Below are 16,448 nucleotides of genomic sequence, written 5' to 3'. Positions count from 1 at the left end.
ATGGGACAGACAATCATTGAAAAAATTGTAAGCCGCAATGTAGGCCATGACGTACATCCGGGAGATATCGTAACGGTCAATGTGGACCGCGTCATGATCCACGATATTTTTATCCCGTTTGTGGCAGAAAAATTTGAAGAAATGGGATTTCAGAAACTGTGGGATCCGGATAAAGTGGTTCTGATCTATGACCACCTTGTTCCGGCAAGCCAGGTGGATGACACCCGTCATTTCCATGTTGGAAATGCATTTGCAGAAAAATACGGCATGAAAAATGTCCACAGAAGTGATGGTATCTGCCATCAGCTGATGACCGAAGCCCTCTATGTAAAACCTGGAAACATTGTATTTGGTACGGACAGCCATACCACTACCTACGGTTGTGTCGGCGCCTTTTCTTCCGGCATTGGTTATACGGAGATGGCAAGTATTCTCGGAACCGGTACCATGTGGATCAAAGTACCGGAGACCATTAAAGTCGTCGTCGAAGGTACACTGCCGTCTAATGTTACTTCCAAGGATATCATTCTCCGTCTTATCGGAGATCTCCGGGCAGACGGCGCTACTTATCAGGCACTTGAGTTCTCCGGCGACACCATCGAGAACATGAGTGTGGCAAGCCGTATGACCATGTCCAACATGGCCATCGAAGCAGGTGCCAAATGTGCCCTATTCACACCGGATGAGAAGACCGCAGAGTACTGTGAGATCGAACTGACAGAGAGAGAAACTTCTCTGAAAGGCGATGCTGACGCCCGTTATATCCGTGAGATCCACTACAAAGCCGAGGACTTCGTGCCGGTACTTGCCTGCCCATCTCAGGTAGACAACATTCATCCGGTCAGCGAATGGGAAGGAACTCCGATTGATCAGGTCTTCATCGGCTCCTGTACTAATGGTCGTCTGGAAGATCTGCAGAAAGCCGCTTCCATTCTGAGAGGAAAAAAAGTGGCTCCATTTGTAAAACTGATTGTCACTCCGGCCAGCCGCAAGATCTATGAGCAGGCTCTTGAGGACGGTACCCTTGCCATTCTGGCAGAAGCCGGTGCCATGATCACTCATCCCAGCTGCGGCCTCTGCTGCGGCCGTACAGGTGGTATTCTGACTGACGGTGAACGCGTCGTTGCCACCAACAACCGGAATTTCCTGGGACGTATGGGAACCTCCAAAGTAGAGATCTTCCTTGCCTCCCCGGCCACCGCTGCTGCCTGTGCAGTGGCAGGTAAGATTACCGTACCACAGATTTCATAAAAAAGCACAACACAAGGGCGGGAGCAAAACTCCCGCCCTTATTTTATGCCGTGAACTTTTCTCCTCAATACGAAAAAGGTTCGGAACCTTTCGGCTCCGAACCTCTTTCAGAGAAACTCTATGAATAGGAAAAGTTTATTTGGAAGATCTTATGATCCAAATACCAGTGCTACCGGTGCTTCAATGATGCCCGGGAATAAAATGAATACACACAGAGAAATTGCAATCAGTGCGATCCACGGAACACTTGCTTTGATAATCTTCTCCAGTGGTAGCCCTGTTACGTTTTCCGCCGCGTACAGACATACACCTACAGGCGGTGTAATCAGGCCGAAGGAAAGAGTGATTACCAGGAATACTACGAAGAACAGCGGAGATACTCCAACTGCCTGTACAGCAGGAAGCAGAATCGGCACCAGGATGAAGATAGCTGCCGTTGCATCCATGAACATACCAACAACAATCAGGAATGCATACAGTACAAACAGAATGATAATACGGTTATCGGAGATTCCAGCGATCAGGCTTGCAACCTTGCTGGGAAGTCCGTCCAGCTCAAATAACAGAGAAGCCGGTTTTGCAGCAATTGCTACAAAGAGGATCGTTCCGGTAGATCTTGCATTCTTGCAGATGATTCTCGGAAGGTCAGTCCATTTCAGGTTTTTGTAAACGTAGATAGATACCAGAACGGTATACACTACTGCGATTGCAGCACCCTCGGTCGGTGTATAGAAACCAGTGTAAACACCACCCAGCAGAATAACCGGAGTTAACAGTGCCGGAATTGCCTCTACGAATGCTTTTCCAAGTTTCGGTGCGGAGAATGGAATTCTGTCACCGATATTATGTTTCTTGCAGTAGAAATAGTTGTAAATCATGAATATCAGACCAATGAGGATTCCGGGAATCATACCAGCAAGCAGAGCCTGTCCGATGGATACATTGGCAGTTGCTGCTGCATTGATCATCAGGATACTGGGAGGAATTACAGATGCCAGCATGGAACCGGAAAGGTTGATCGCCGTCGCGTAATCCTTCGGATAGCCTTTTTTCTCCAGTGCGTTGATACTCATTTTACCAATGGATGCAATAGCAGCTACGGAAGATCCGGACATACCTGCGAACAGCATGTTTACTACTACAGATACATGACCAAGTCCACCGAAGATCCAGCCAACCATTGCCTCAGCCAGGTTGTAAATCTTATCTGCAACACCGCCCTCGTCCATCAGGGATCCGCAAAGAATGAACAGCGGAACAGCTACCATGATGAAACTGTTCATTGCGGTAAACATGGACTGCGCCGCCATGGAAAGCGGAAGGCTTGTCATGGTTGCGATACAAATAATGGATGCCATACCCAGAGATACGGCAATGGGCACTCCTAAAAACATCAGTACCAAGAAAATTAACATTAATGCCAAACTCACGCTCATTGTCTACTCACCCCTGCTCCAGCATTTTTTCTTTTTCCTGTTCCTTGTCACCGATGGCAACTTTGCCATGGAACTCAAGGAAGCTCTGTAAAGTTCCAATAATACCAAGTACGCCTGCTACCGGCTGGCAGATACCGATGAGATACATCGGGATCATCAGTGCAGTTCCCATCTCACGGAACATAATCTGCTGTTTTACTACTTCTGCTCCATAGACAATCATGAATACGAAGATTCCGATTACCATGACCGCATACAGTACCTCGCTGGCCTTTTTCAGCCACTTAGGACCAATCTGTAATAAAAGGGTAACTCGTGAAGACTCTGCCTGGTTAAATCCTGCAGCCAATGCCACAAACATCATCCAAAGGAAAAGATAACGGCTTGTCTCCTCTGTCCATGGGAATGGATGACCGATCAGACGTCCTCCGATCTGAAGCAGAATGGTAACAATCATTCCGATTACCATAACAGCAAGGAGTACATTTTCCAACGCATTGACTGCGTTAAACAATCCAGATAAGGCGGATTTTTTACGCTCCATATGTAAAAACCTCCATTTATTTTGAGGGGGAGAGGGAATCGATCCCTCTCCCCTTTTAACTAGCAATTTTTATTTAGTTCTGATTACTCAGCTTTTCCGCAGAACTCTGCAGTTGCATTGAACAGATCATCATCAGCGATCAGCTCTTTGAATTTCGGATAGCAGGACTGAGATACTTTAACGAATGCGTCACGTCCTTCTTCCGTGATATCATTGTACTCCATACCGTTGTCGATCAGAGTCTGAAGAGCGGTCTCATTCTCTTTATCCATGAACTCTACGTTCCACTGCTGTACTTCCTGGCCAGCTTTGGTGATTGCTTCCTGCTGGTTTGCAGACAGGCTGTCGAACAGCGCACTGTTCATACCTACAAGCCATGCATCTGCCATATGGTTGGTGCCGGAGATGTATTTCTGAACCTCATAGAATTTGTTGGAGTACGGTACGTCAACCGGGTTCTCCTGTCCATCCAGAGTGTTCAGCTGCAGTGCATTGTAAACCTCAGAGAAGTTCATCGGAGTAGTAACTGCTCCACAAGCGCTGAAGAACTCAACATACAGAGAGTTGTTCGGTACACGAAGAACCATACCCTTCAGGTCATCCGGAGTGTTAACCGGGTTCTTGGAGTTGGTTACTTCACGGAAGGAACGGGTCCAGCTTCCAACAGTCTTGATACCCATAGAAGATACACGGTTCATCAGTTCCTGTCCTACGTCGCTGTTCAGGTAATCCAGCAGCTGCTGCTGATCATCAAACATATACGGAACAGAGATTACATTGTATCCTGGCTCAAAGCTTGCATATACGGAGGTAGCAAGGATCAGCATCTGAAGAGAACCAGCAGACAGCTGTTTGATACCAGCTGCGGTATCTCCACCATACAGAGAACCGTTACCGGAGATGGTGAATTTTAAGCTTCCGCCTGAATACTCTTCTGCGCGGTTAGCGAACTCCTGAGCTGCCTGATAGATATAAGAAGCTTCCGGATCCGGAACTGCGATTGTGATCTCTTTGGTCTCCTCGGTAGTTGCTGCAGCATCAGCGGTCTCCTCTGCTGCTGCGTCTGTCTTGGTGTCAGCTGCTGCAGTGTCGTTAGAGCTGCCGCATCCTGCGAGGCTTGCGCCTACCATACTGAGTGCCAGTACTAATGATAATACTTTCTTTTTCATCCCTTTTTTCCCCTTTCAAGATCAGTGTAAGTCACTACCTATTTTATATAGTTCTTTTATCTGTGGGTATAGCTTTGTATACACCTGATATCTCTTCTCGTAGACATCTTTGTGCTTGTCACTGCTCTTCACCACTTTATAAACATGTTTGTCGACCTTGTCGGATGCTTCATATATATCTTTGAATACCCCTGCTCCGACACCGGCCAGAAGTGCTGCACCTACCGGAGCCATATCATTCAGATCCAGAATGATAATATCTTTTCCGGTAATGTCTGCCTTAATCTGTGCCCAGGTCTCACTCTTTGCTCCACCACCGATGGAAACAAATTCTGTCATTTTCTTACCAGTCACTCTTTCTGCGATCTCGGACAACTGACGAAGTCCATATCCACAGCCCTCCATGACTGCCCTGTTCATATCTTTTCGTTTCGTCTGCAGTGAAAGTCCAAAAAATACACCTCTTGCATACGGATCCCAGATCGGGCTTCTCTCGCCTAACATATAGGGAAGGAATACCAATCCACCGCATCCCGGTTCTGCTTCATCTGCTTCTTCGTTCATGTAGGCAAATGCATTTTTACTGCTACCAGATGCTTTCTCTATTAAGTCCTGGCAGAAATTGTCGCGAAACCACTGGTAAGCTGCACCTGTTGTAGACAGAGCACCCTGGTAAATCCAGGTACCATCTACCACATGACATCTATTGATGAATCCCCGGTCGAATTTCGGCTGATCCACGCAAATCGTAAGTACGTTGGTGGTTCCAACTGATTCACATACGTCTCCGGCTTTGGTTACTCCAGCAGCCAGCGTTGCACATGCAGTATCTCCTCCTCCGATTACAATCGGCGTTCCCTGCGGAATTCCAAGTGCGATCAACTCTTCGTTAATCAGACCTCCCACCACATCTGTGGATTTATGAAGCGGAGGCAGCTTCTCGATGTCAATTCCAATCTTCTCACAAAGCTCTTCCGACCACCGGAATCCTCCGGTAGTCTCGAAGAGATTCGTATAAGAAGCATTAGAATAGTCAATAGCAAAATTACCGCACATCCGATGTGCCATAAAGGTATTCAGATGGCCAAAATATTTTGTTTTTTCATATTGTTCCGGAAGGTGGCGTTTGATCCAGAGCATGGATGTTCCGGACATTGCTCCAGCCATGGCAGTATTGGCTGTAAGTTCGAACAATCTGTCCTTTCCAACCGCATCCAGGATCATCTCTGCCTCCTCGGTACTGCGTCTGTCGGAATAAATAATCGCATCTACCAGAACCTCTCCATTCTCGCCCATGGCTACAAGCCCCGGGCAAAGACTGGAAATACTGATACCAGCCACTTTGGACAGATCCAGTTTCTTTCCTTCCTGAAGAAGACGGATACATTTTAAATATGCATTCCACATATCTTCCATGTCGATCTGAACGGAGTTCTGATCCGGTGTAATCAATCGATAGGAGCTGCTGCTGATTCCCAGCGGCTTTGCATTTTCATCAATGACCACTACCTTGATACTGGTCGTTCCCACATCGACTCCCAATAAATACTTCTTATCCATTCCAGACACCTGCTTCTTTATTTCTTTCGTCTAATTAGAACTGATCGTAGTTCTTATCGTTCTCCAGCTGTGCAAGCAGCTCTTTTGCCTGCTTCGGAGTATATCCCTCATGGATGATGTAACGAAGAGCGATAACCAGAGCGGTTACATCTTTGTAATCCCATACGAAACGTCCCATGGTAACTCCACCTACACCACACTGCATTGCATCGTAGGTCATGTTCAGGTAATCATCCAGAGTCTTGCAAGCGTCACCACCCTGAATTACTACACGGAAGCTGCTCGGTACGCAAGAGATTGCTTTTGCCATGGATTCCGGATCTCCGGTGTAAGTAGTTTTTACGATATCCATGCCAAGCTCACATGCGCTACGTACACAGTATGCAATGTTTTCCCAGGATGTTCTCTTGTCAACCGGTACACTCTCTCCCTTCGGATATACATGTCCGATGAGCGGCATTCCTTTCAGGCGGCACTCCTGAGCAACTTTACCAATTGCCTCGAACTGCTCGTTCTGGAAATCACCAAGAGTCATGCATCCCATGGATACTGCATCTGCGCCAAGAGCGATTGCGGAATCAACGGTTCCGAATACAGCGTCCTGAGTCGGGGATACCGGAGAGTAGCTGGAAATCTTGCAAAGCAGGGAAACTTTTCCTGCATGTTTTTCGAGACATCTCTCAGCGATCGGACCAGTCATGGTCATTGCATCCGGTCTACCAGCTACGATCTTATCGATAGCGCCCTGGATATCCTGAATACCAGTCATCGGAGCGATTCCTCTGGAAATTGCATGGTCAACAGTGATTGCCATCATCTTGTTGCTCTTCGGGTTTACGAGTCTGCTCATTCTTACTTCTTTTCCTAAAAGTGCCATTGTTTTATTCTCCTCTTTATTCTTTATTTAAATAAGAAATAATTAGTTGCTGATTACGGTTCGATCTCAATCTTCAGTCCAGCACCGCTCTTGTTCATCTCATATGCTGCCTGGAAATCTTCGATCTTGTATGTATGAGTAACGATCGGTTTCAGGTCAAGATATCCGTTGATTACCATCTCTGCTGCATCCAGGTAATCCTGACGTTTGTATGCACTGGATCCGGTTACTTTCAGCTCGTTGTAATGAATGATATTCGGATCAAGATCTGCCATCACACCTTTTACAAATCCTGCAAACAGGCTGACTGCTCCACCCTTACGGGCAAGTTTGATGGTCGGGGTGATCAGTGCCGGTACACCGATTGCCATGATGATGACATCCATTCCCAGTCCGTTGGTCTCGCGTTTCACGATTGCTTCGAGATCTTCTTTCGTGGAATCAACAACGATATCAGCACCGCACTCAAGTGCTTTGTTTCTTCTGTACTCGTTCAGCTCACTTACGATAACTCTGCGGGCACCTGCTGCTTTTGCAAGAAGTACATGCATCAGTCCGATGGGGCCTGCACCAACGATCAGTACATTGTCGTTGAACTTCAGATCTACGTTTCTCTGTCCTCTCAGACAGCAGGAAAGCGGCTCAATGACTGCTCCTTCTGCAAAGGACACATGCTCCGGCAGTTTCACGATATTGCCTTTGCGAATTGCAACTTCCGGAAGTCTTACATACTCTGCAAATCCTCCGTCGAACTCATAGCCGATTGCCTGACGGTTCATGCAGACATTTTCCATTCCTCTTCTGCACATCGGGCAGCATCCACAGGGAATTACGTTTGCTACTGCAACTTTATCTCCCAGTTCGAAGCCCTCTACTCCGTCGCCGATCTCTACGATCGTTCCGCACATTTCATGACCGATAACGGACGGATAACGAACATCCTTTGTCTTTGTACCCTCCAGGATACGGATGTCAGTTCCGCAGATTGCGGCACGCTCCATCTTCATCAGCATCTCGCCAGCTTTGATCTCCGGCTTCGGATAATCAGTCACTGCGTGAAATTTATTAGGTCCTTCCAGAACCACAGCTCTCATTTTCATAACAGCCTCTCCTTTCTATTTCCTGTTCCATGGTTGTACTATACCACTTCTGTAATTTTATTTCAATACTTATTTTTAACTTTGTAAATTTCATTCAAAAATATATTCTATTTTTGTGCACTTTTACTTGTTTTTCTTTGTTTTTCGGTTTTTTAGCACCTTTTTTGACCAGTTTTTTGTGTTTTTTCATTTCAGATGATTTGAAATATCATTTCAGAATTTTCATGAGTTGGAAATTTTATGGAAATTTATTACAGTTTTGTGTCGCTTTACTGGTCAGGTTTTGTCGCTCCCCGATCGTCCTGGGGCTATTTCAAAAATACGCCACGAGAATTCCTGTCATTCGCCAAATATGTGGGTCTCTGCCAAAATAATCCAGGGGCAGTTCCGACGAACCGCCCCTGGCTTTGAGATTTCTCTATATTCCCCAATATTTCTTCATATACTCATCGGCTTCTTTCTCTGACAAGTGAAACTTCATTTCCAGATGGAATCTGGCATTATCTTCCGTGCAGCCAAATTCCTTTAATAATTCCAACATACAGGAAATGCCTCTCTCTTCACCACGTTTCTCACCACGTTTCTCACCACGTTTCTCGCCTTCTGCAATTCCATCCTCGTAAATTTCATCAATTGCACATCTCATATTAACCTTTCCTCCTTCCGTTTCCCATGCTTTCTTTATCTCCAGCATCTGCTGATTTCCAATGTAATTCCAAACTGTTTCATATGTATCTTTTCCCATCTCCATAAACTGTGGCAATTTCTTCGCCAGTTCCGCCAAATTTTTCTTATCTTTGGCATACTTGATCGAAAGAAACATGCAGGCAATGTCATCTGGAAATTCCATTAAACGTTCATCTGGTGTATGGCCGATATCCAACACATGTACTTTATAATTCTGAATATATTTCTTCCATTCGTCCGTAACATCTGAAAAATCCAGTATTTCATGAAGATTATCTGCTGCATCCCATGGTTCTTCTCCCATATATAACACAAGTGTAACTACCGGAATCAGCCGATCCGTTTTAGACATAGGCGACATATTCACACTGACAGGCTTTGTTGACTTCTGCATTCTCTTGATCTCGGATATCTGACGCTTATACTCGATCGCATCATAATCCATTCCACGGACAGGCATGGAATAATCCACGTATGTCTGAATTTCCGTTCCTACAATTAGTACAATTCTGACATTTTTCACCCGTTTGGCAATATCCCGGTACCTGGTTCGATAATTCTTCCCGGTCCACGCAGTATATCGTGTGTCCATCTCCTGAATTTGCGCCGCTGTCAGCTGTTTTTCTCCTCGATAAATCCAACCGTTCATAAGATCCGCAAAATGCTCTGGATTATTATAGTACGCAATCATCGATTCTTCTTTTTGGCCCATAAATACTCCTTCCTTCGGATATTTTACTGCGAAGAAAAGAGTCCTATCATGGGCATTTTCCCAAGTCCCGGAAGCATCCATTCCCTTCAGTTTCCATATCCAGTTAATTCATCATCGGGAATGCTGCTCGAACTGAGCTTCCGAAAACGAGAAATGTTGTGTGATAGCAGATATTGTTAATTTCACATCCGCTGTTTGTTTTATAGTAACATATAGTTATGTTTTTTGCAACTTGTTTCTATAGAAATTTTTCTACAGCCTGACCTGCATTGTGTGGGTCTCTGCCAAAATAAGCCAGGGGCAGTTCCGACGAACCGCCCCTGGCTTTCATTTTCCACCATTTAAAATTTATTCGACGCTGTTGCATTTCTTGTTTTCTGAATGGCACCATATGCTTTGTCATAATCCATAAAGGAAATGACTGCCACCAGGGAATCAATCACGGCCAGCTGAGCAATCCGGGCAGTTACGGATTCTGATTTGAACACTGTCTCTTTTGTGGATGTCATCAGCACATAATCACACTGCCGCTGCATGGGTGATTTTCCATAGGTCGTTAAGCCTATCGTAACCGCTCCGTTCTCTTTGGCATTTCGCAGACACTCCAGAACACCTTTATTGGTTCCGGAATGAGAAATAGCAATGGCCACATCTCCTTCCCGCAAAAGTCCGGACTCCATAGCCTGTACATCCGCATCTTCTTCCACAATACATCGGATTCCGATTTTCAGGAATTTGTGCATCGCATCATGGGCTACCATAATACTCCCTCCTGCACCGAAAAATACGACCCGTTGTGCATTTTTAATTGCTCTGGCTGCCTGCTCAACTTCTTTCATGTCTAAAATATGAATGGTCTCTTCCAGCGTATCCATCTCAGACCGGATTACCTTTGTCACGATCTGCTCCGGGGTATCCTGTTCTTCCAATGCGTTATTTAGATGTTTATAAGGAACGATGGCATCCTGTGCCAGATTAATCTTCAGTTCCTGATATCCTTTATATCCTGCGCTCCTGCAAAAGCGCACCACCGTAGCATCGCTGACTCCCGCCTTTTCTGCCAGTTCCGTGACTGTGCAGTCCAGAACCTTCATATAATTGTTCAGCACATAGTCAGCTACTTTCTTTTCTGACCCTGTCAATGCCTTCATTTTACTTCGTATGTTTACAACACTTGGTGTCCGATTCATAAAATTCTCCTCATATTTTTATTTTTCAAGGTCAGGAAATGAAGAAAATCCAGAAGACGGTTGTCTCCTGGATTTTATCTGCCTTATTTTTCTACCTTCTTATGAAAAATCTTTTTAAACAGTTTCACTACGATTACCTGGAGATTCTCAATGTAAGTTGCTACCAGAATAATTAAACCAATTGCAATATACTGATAGAATGTATCCATTCCAATTACAATCAGACCAATTCGAAGTGCAGATAAGGTAAATGCACCAAGAACGGTTCCTGACATACTTCCTTTTCCACCTGCAAGGCTTGTGCCGCCGATCGCTGCTGCTGCGATTGCCATAGTCTCATAGCTGACACCTGCACTGGGTTCGCCGGTTCCCAAACGAGCCATGGTAACAAGCCCTGCCATTGCTGCGCCAATTCCGCACATTGCATATGCAATGGTCTTATATTTATCTACGTTGATACCAGACAGTTTGGTTGCCTCTTCATTGGAACCAATTGCGTAAATATATACACCAATTCTTGTTTTGGTAAGAATAATTCCATAAATGATTGCCAGAAGGAACATATATACCATACTCAGGCGGATTCCTCTGAAAACCTCTGTCTGGAACAACTGTCTGAAAGAGTCACTGACTCCCAGAACCGTCTTACCTCCGCAGATTACATATGCTACACCTCGAAGCATTTCCATCATACCAAGGGTTGCGATAAACGGCTGAAGCTTCATTTTCGTAATAATAAATCCGTTTACAACACCGATAAATGCACCAATTACAATACCAATAATAATCGTCAATACCGGATTAAAATTGCTGGCTGAAAGCATGGCACAGGCTACAAGTACAACCGCCATGGTAGATCCTACAGACAAGTCAATTCCGGCTGTGATAATCGCTACCGTAATACCCATTGCAAGGAATCCATTTACCGTTCCCTGCTGAATAATATCAATCAAGTTATCATATTCCATGTACCGGCTGTTCAGCAGTGAAAAAATCAGAATAACCAGTACCAATGCAACTGCAGTTGTAATTTCTCTGCTGTTTTTCTTTGTAAAGCGTGCTAATACTCCATTCATTTCTTTGTTTCCTCCATAGCATGTGCAAGAATAATTTCTCCTTCGAATTCCGATTTATCTGTCAGTTCTCCGGTAATATGACCTTCCCTCATGACAATAATCCGATCACTCATTCCTATTACTTCTGTCATCTCTGAAGAAACCATAATGATTGTTTTTCCACTTGCCACAAATTCTTCCATTAACTTGTAAATTTCTGATTTTGCACCTACGTCTACACCTTTGGTCGGCTCATCGAAAATCAGCAAATCCACATTGGTTGCCAGCCACTTCGCAACGATGACCTTCTGCTGGTTTCCACCAGACAGATTCTTTGTCAAATGTTCTGGATTACGGATATTTAAATGTACGCTCTCTGCAAATTTTTCAAAATTTGCCAGAAGACCTTTCTGATTCAAGAATCCTTTATTTCGGAAATCCTTCAGAACTGCCATATTCATGTTCATCCGGTTATCCATGGAAGGAATAAATCCTTCTCTCTTCCGGTCTTCGGAAATAAGTCCTATTCCGTTTGCCAAAGCATCCTCCGGACTCTTATTTACAACTCTGCGGCCATTTACATAAATCTCACCTTCATACAGAGGATCTGCACCGAAAATGGCCCTCATTACTTCTGTTCGCCGTGCTCCGACCAGCCCTGCAAATCCAAGGATTTCTCCCTGATATACTTTAAAACTGATATCGCGGAATGTCTTACCGCGTAAATTTCTTACCTCAAATACAACTTTACTGTGATCCACACATGGAGGCTGCAGACGTACTGCATATTCTGATACATCGCGACCTACCATCATTCGGATCAGTTCCGCTTTGTTTGTCTCTTTTATTACTTTTGTTCCAACATATTCACCGTCTCGCAGAATTGTAATGCGATCGGCAATTTCAAAAATCTCATCCAGTTTATGACTGATGAAAATAATTGTAAGTCCTTTTTTCTTCAATTCCCGTACTATTTCAAACAACTTTTCAATCTCAGTTGTTGACAATGCTGAAGTCGGTTCATCAAGAGAGATCACATCTGCATTATGATACAATGATTTTGCAATTGCCATCATTTGCAAGTCACCTACTCCAAGACCTGCCACAGAATCCACACTGCGGAATGAACATCCCAGATCTTTCAGGATTTCATCCACTCTGGCGTTAATATCTTTATAGTCAAGTAATCCTGCCTTGGTTTTTTCAAATCCAAGTGCAATGTTCTGTGCCACATTCAGGTTTTCAACAACCTGGACTTCCTGATGCACTTTAATAACACCTTTTTCGATTGCCTCATAGGGTGATGTATAGTTTGCAGGCTGTCCATCCAGCAATATTTTTCCTGATGTAGCGGTGAATACTCCATGGAGAATGTTCAGCAGCGTCGATTTCCCTGCTCCATTTTCTCCCAGTAACGCATGTACTTCTCCTTTTTTTACGGAAAAAGAGACATCTTTCAGTGCAACGACACCCGGAAATTCCTTTCGCACATGATCAAATACAATTTTTTCTGTTTCCACCCTGATCACCTCCCACAGTAATTCCTTTTTTTAAAGACTGCTGTAAAATAGAACATTTTACAGCAGTCTGCCTGTTAATTACTCAAAAATCGGATCGGTCCATCCAATAACATCAGCTTCATCAGTATCTACGTTTGTCGCATCTGTTACCATAGCCGGAGTCCAGATTACAGACGGCATTTCCTGTCCAAGCAGAATTCTTACCGCACACTCAGTAGCCATCTGAGACTCATACAGCGGATACATACTAACAGTTGCAGAAAGCTCATTTGCTCTGATAGACTCATAAGCCTCGTCTGTACCATCCATACCGATTACATACACATCCTGATTCAGAGTTTTTCCACTCTCTTTTACTGCTTCCAGAGCACCCATTGCCATTACATCATTGTTACAGCAGATAATCTTCAGGTCCGGATAGGTTTTCAGCATGGTTGCTGCAACGTCTTTTGCTGTATTACGATCCCAGTCAGCATTCTGGCTGTCTACAACCGTGATCTTAGATCCAAGTTCTTCCAGTCTCTCGCTGAATCCATTCGTACGGTTTTTAACTACATCAGTTCCTGCCAGACCCATGATAATTGCGCACTCACCATCACCAATGTTCTCGTTTGCCCAGTCAGCTGCTACAACGCCCTCGTCATAAGAATTCGGTCCGATGAACATGTCTGCGCCATTAAACTCGTTATTTACAGCAATTGTAGGAATATTATCTCTATGAGCGTTCTCCACTGCCTCTGTACAGTTAGAAGTAGAAATCGGAGATGCAAGAATCAGATCTACACCCTGACGAACCTGGTCTTTCATGTTAGCCAGCTGACCTTCCGTATCAGACTCACCCATCGGAGCCTGTACATCCATGGTCGTTGCAATTCCGCCTGCGGTTAATTTCTCAGCCATTGCTTCATAACCATCACTCAGTGCCTGCCAGTAAACATTATCTACAGAACGGATTGTTGCACCAAGATGGATTTCCTTATCAGTTGAAGGAATTGCGCCTAAGTTCTCACGCATTTCATCAAATGTCCAGGTCTCTTCCACTGTCAGCGGATCAAATGCCTGTGATGCATCTCCCCAACCAGCTGCAAACTGTGCCGGAACTGCGGAATCATCTGTCGTGCTCTCTGCACTAGCTTCTGTTGTTGTTTCTGCAGCAACATCTGTGGATGCGCCTGTATCAGACTTTCCACAACCAGCCATTGATGCAACAATTGCTGCACTTAAAAGTACACTCAGCATTTTTCTTTTCATTTCTTTTTCCTCCTTTTTTGTATCCTAACCGTTTCCGGTATTAATACCTGACCTAGTTTCTTGATAACGCCTTCCAGGCATTCTCATGGGTAATCTGATGGATTTCTTTTTCTGAAAATCCGGTTTTCTTCAACAACGGAATGAATTCTGTTAGAATATAATCAATCCCTATATATCCAAAATAGTTTTTCATTCTGTCTGTCGTCGGGTCTGTGGAAATCAGAATCTGATTCAAATATCCTTTATCAATCATATGCCGCAGCATCTGGATCTCCGAAGCCACATTATGAAATTCGAATAAAGTGATCGTATCGTATTCCATAAACACACCAGTTCTGGCAACTTCTTCATGGATTTGGTAATCTTTTACCTGCCTGTCTACATGGCAAATCAGTAATTTTTTTTCAGAAACTCCGATTTTTCCTGCCAGCAAATCAATGGCTTCCAATACATCTACACCTTCTGTATGAAGCATCAGTGGTGCACCAGTTCTCTTTGCCGCCATTCCTGCTGCGGTCAAAAGTTCAACTGTTTTCGGATTTTTTAATCCCTCATCGTTAATCATAGCTTTGATTAGACCAGCACGAATATTTGTCTTATATTCTGGCCAATACCAGGTTCCATCCTGATACATCCCTGTTTCCAGTTCTTCTGTAAATAAATCAGCGAGTTTATTAACAGGAGTGCTCCAGATCCAGTGATTTTCTGGATAAAACTTTGGAATATGATAACCTGTTGTAGCAAGAATCTGTACTCCGGTTAAGCGGGACAAATCTTTTAGTGCCAGTGCATCTCGTCCTGTTGCCAACGGATTCGCATCTACAACTGCGCTTCCGCCTGCTTCTTTGTACAGTTTCAGTTCTTCCATGGATGCGGGAAAATTGTTAATACATATTTCCTTACAACGAATCTGATCAATTGTTCCAACGATATACACATGTTCATGCGGCTGTGTATGCCCCATTTCTTTTTCTGTAATTGTTCCCAACACCGATTCAAAAGAATACAAGTTCATCCCTCCTCCTTTTTGAAAATTATTTTCTTTTTGATATTTTTAACATTATCATATTTGTAATTTTCTTTCAATATTTTTTTACATTTTTGTATATTGTTTTCAATTTTTCAGTATCTATTTATGCATAATGCACAAACACCACTTTCTTTTATATTTACGCAAAAAAAAGATGCAGAAATTGTTTCCGCATCTTTTTCAGTACTACATCATATAAAATTAAAACTTATGGGACGACGTTGCATTTCTCGTCTTCTGAATAGCTGCATATGCTGCATCATAATCCATAAAGGAAATAACCGCCACCAGAGAATCGATGACTGCCAGCTGGGCGATTCTTGCGGTTACGGACTCAGACTTGAAAACAGTTTCCTTCGTGGAAGTCATGAGCACGTAGTCGCACAGACGCTGCATGGGTGATTTGCCGTAAGTAGTCAGCCCGACCGTCGTTGCCCCATTGGCCTTGGCATTCCGCAAGCATTCCAGAACTCCTTTATTGGTTCCGGAATGGGAAATACCAACGGCCACATCTCCCTTTTTCAAAAGCGCAGATTCCATCGCCTGCACATCTGCATCCTCCTCTACGATACAGCAGATTCCTATTTTCAACAACTTGTGGAGAGCGTCATGGGCTACCATGATACTGCCGCCGGAGCCAAAAAATACTACTTTATCTGCATTTTTGATAGCCTTAGCAGCCTGTTCCAGTTCATCCATATCAAGAATATGGATCGTTTCTTCCAACGTCTCGATCTCAGAGCGGATCACCTTCGTTACGATCTGTTCCGGTGTATCCCTTTCTTCCAGCGAATTATTCAAATGTTTGTGGGGCACAATGGCATCCTGTGCCAAATTGATTTTCATGTCCTGATATCCTTTGTATCCGACGCTGCGGCAGAAACGCACCACCGTGGCATCACTGACACCGGCTTTCTCAGCCAGCTCTGTCACCGTAAAATCCAATACCCTCATATAGTTTTTCAATACGTATTCTGCAACTTTTTTTTCTGAGCCTGTCAGAACTTTCATTTTACTCTGAATGTTCACAATGCATGATGTCCTGTTCATAACCTTCCCTTTCATC

At 44.2% G+C, this 16,448-nt stretch carries 14 protein-coding genes; 1 reads left to right on the top strand and 13 read right to left on the bottom strand.

Annotated features, from left to right (window positions below; translation table 11 throughout):
- Nucleotides 1-1,251 carry a 3-isopropylmalate dehydratase large subunit gene (locus ACZMB2_RS03305; RefSeq protein ID WP_487595505.1) on the top strand — a complete coding sequence of 417 codons (1,251 nt, stop codon included), beginning with the start codon at nt 1-3 and terminating at the stop codon, nt 1,249-1,251.
- Between the two features lie 149 nt (nt 1,252-1,400).
- Here the strand turns inward: ACZMB2_RS03305 and ACZMB2_RS03300 are convergent, their stop codons facing one another.
- From ACZMB2_RS03300 to ACZMB2_RS03240, 13 genes are all read right to left on the bottom strand, one after another.
- Nucleotides 1,401-2,687, bottom strand: coding sequence for a TRAP transporter large permease (locus tag ACZMB2_RS03300; protein WP_487595504.1), 1,287 nt, complete (start codon nt 2,685-2,687; stop codon nt 1,401-1,403).
- Between the two features lie 7 nt (nt 2,688-2,694).
- Nucleotides 2,695-3,231, bottom strand: a complete 537-nt coding sequence (locus ACZMB2_RS03295; protein WP_487595503.1) for a TRAP transporter small permease — start codon at nt 3,229-3,231, stop codon at nt 2,695-2,697.
- Between the two features lie 83 nt (nt 3,232-3,314).
- A complete protein-coding gene (locus ACZMB2_RS03290) occupies nt 3,315-4,400 on the bottom strand; it encodes a DctP family TRAP transporter solute-binding subunit (RefSeq protein WP_487595502.1) in 1,086 nt (361 codons plus the stop codon).
- Between the two features lie 21 nt (nt 4,401-4,421).
- Complete coding sequence (locus tag ACZMB2_RS03285; RefSeq protein WP_487595501.1) at nt 4,422-5,960, bottom strand: xylulokinase; 1,539 nt, start codon at nt 5,958-5,960, stop codon at nt 4,422-4,424.
- A 34-nt stretch (nt 5,961-5,994) separates the two neighbouring features.
- Nucleotides 5,995-6,837: a class I fructose-bisphosphate aldolase gene (locus tag ACZMB2_RS03280; RefSeq protein WP_487595500.1), complete on the bottom strand. Its 843-nt coding sequence runs from the start codon at nt 6,835-6,837 to the stop codon at nt 5,995-5,997.
- Between the two features lie 53 nt (nt 6,838-6,890).
- Complete coding sequence (locus ACZMB2_RS03275; protein ID WP_487595499.1) at nt 6,891-7,937, bottom strand: zinc-dependent dehydrogenase; 1,047 nt, start codon at nt 7,935-7,937, stop codon at nt 6,891-6,893.
- Between the two features lie 418 nt (nt 7,938-8,355).
- The gene (locus ACZMB2_RS03270; protein ID WP_487595498.1) at nt 8,356-9,336 is read right to left on the bottom strand and encodes an Rpn family recombination-promoting nuclease/putative transposase; all 981 of its coding nucleotides are present in this window, start codon (nt 9,334-9,336) and stop codon (nt 8,356-8,358) included.
- Between the two features lie 341 nt (nt 9,337-9,677).
- On the bottom strand, nt 9,678-10,526 hold the full coding sequence (locus ACZMB2_RS03265) for a MurR/RpiR family transcriptional regulator (RefSeq protein WP_487595497.1): 849 nt from the start codon (nt 10,524-10,526) through the stop codon (nt 9,678-9,680).
- A gap of 83 nt (nt 10,527-10,609) precedes the next feature.
- Nucleotides 10,610-11,602: an ABC transporter permease gene (locus tag ACZMB2_RS03260; protein WP_487595496.1), complete on the bottom strand. Its 993-nt coding sequence runs from the start codon at nt 11,600-11,602 to the stop codon at nt 10,610-10,612.
- On the bottom strand, nt 11,599-13,101 hold the full coding sequence (locus tag ACZMB2_RS03255; RefSeq protein ID WP_487595495.1) for a sugar ABC transporter ATP-binding protein: 1,503 nt from the start codon (nt 13,099-13,101) through the stop codon (nt 11,599-11,601). Before ACZMB2_RS03255 ends, ACZMB2_RS03260 begins: the two co-directional genes overlap by 4 nt.
- A 78-nt stretch (nt 13,102-13,179) precedes the next feature.
- Complete coding sequence (locus ACZMB2_RS03250) at nt 13,180-14,352, bottom strand: substrate-binding domain-containing protein (protein WP_487595494.1); 1,173 nt, start codon at nt 14,350-14,352, stop codon at nt 13,180-13,182.
- Nucleotides 14,353-14,404: 52 nt separating this feature from the next.
- On the bottom strand, nt 14,405-15,361 hold the full coding sequence (locus ACZMB2_RS03245; RefSeq protein ID WP_487595493.1) for a phosphotriesterase family protein: 957 nt from the start codon (nt 15,359-15,361) through the stop codon (nt 14,405-14,407).
- Between the two features lie 222 nt (nt 15,362-15,583).
- Nucleotides 15,584-16,432, bottom strand: coding sequence for a MurR/RpiR family transcriptional regulator (locus ACZMB2_RS03240; RefSeq protein ID WP_487595492.1), 849 nt, complete (start codon nt 16,430-16,432; stop codon nt 15,584-15,586).
- Between the last annotated feature and the right edge of the window lie 16 nt (nt 16,433-16,448).

It is taken from the genome of Hominiventricola sp. (assembly GCF_057604405.1).
Note: the sequence above shows the minus strand (reverse complement) of the source record. Positions and strands in the feature narration are given on the sequence as shown.

Bases quoted from the DNA above. Each gene is read 5' to 3' on its own strand.
- ACZMB2_RS03275 (WP_487595499.1), bottom strand. From the start codon at position 7,937: ATGAAAATGAGAGCTGTGGTTCTGGAAGGACCTAATAAATTTCACGCA.
- ACZMB2_RS03250 (WP_487595494.1), bottom strand. From the start codon at position 14,352: ATGAAAAGAAAAATGCTGAGTGTACTTTTAAGTGCAGCAATTGTTGCA.
- ACZMB2_RS03265 (WP_487595497.1), bottom strand. From the start codon at position 10,526: ATGAATCGGACACCAAGTGTTGTAAACATACGAAGTAAAATGAAGGCA.
- ACZMB2_RS03290 (WP_487595502.1), bottom strand. From the start codon at position 4,400: ATGAAAAAGAAAGTATTATCATTAGTACTGGCACTCAGTATGGTAGGC.
- ACZMB2_RS03295 (WP_487595503.1), bottom strand. From the start codon at position 3,231: ATGGAGCGTAAAAAATCCGCCTTATCTGGATTGTTTAACGCAGTCAAT.
- ACZMB2_RS03240 (WP_487595492.1), bottom strand. From the start codon at position 16,432: ATGAACAGGACATCATGCATTGTGAACATTCAGAGTAAAATGAAAGTT.
- ACZMB2_RS03305 (WP_487595505.1), top strand. From the start codon at position 1: ATGGGACAGACAATCATTGAAAAAATTGTAAGCCGCAATGTAGGCCAT.
- ACZMB2_RS03260 (WP_487595496.1), bottom strand. From the start codon at position 11,602: ATGAATGGAGTATTAGCACGCTTTACAAAGAAAAACAGCAGAGAAATT.
- ACZMB2_RS03300 (WP_487595504.1), bottom strand. From the start codon at position 2,687: ATGAGCGTGAGTTTGGCATTAATGTTAATTTTCTTGGTACTGATGTTT.
- ACZMB2_RS03270 (WP_487595498.1), bottom strand. From the start codon at position 9,336: ATGGGCCAAAAAGAAGAATCGATGATTGCGTACTATAATAATCCAGAG.
- ACZMB2_RS03280 (WP_487595500.1), bottom strand. From the start codon at position 6,837: ATGGCACTTTTAGGAAAAGAAGTAAGAATGAGCAGACTCGTAAACCCG.
- ACZMB2_RS03285 (WP_487595501.1), bottom strand. From the start codon at position 5,960: ATGGATAAGAAGTATTTATTGGGAGTCGATGTGGGAACGACCAGTATC.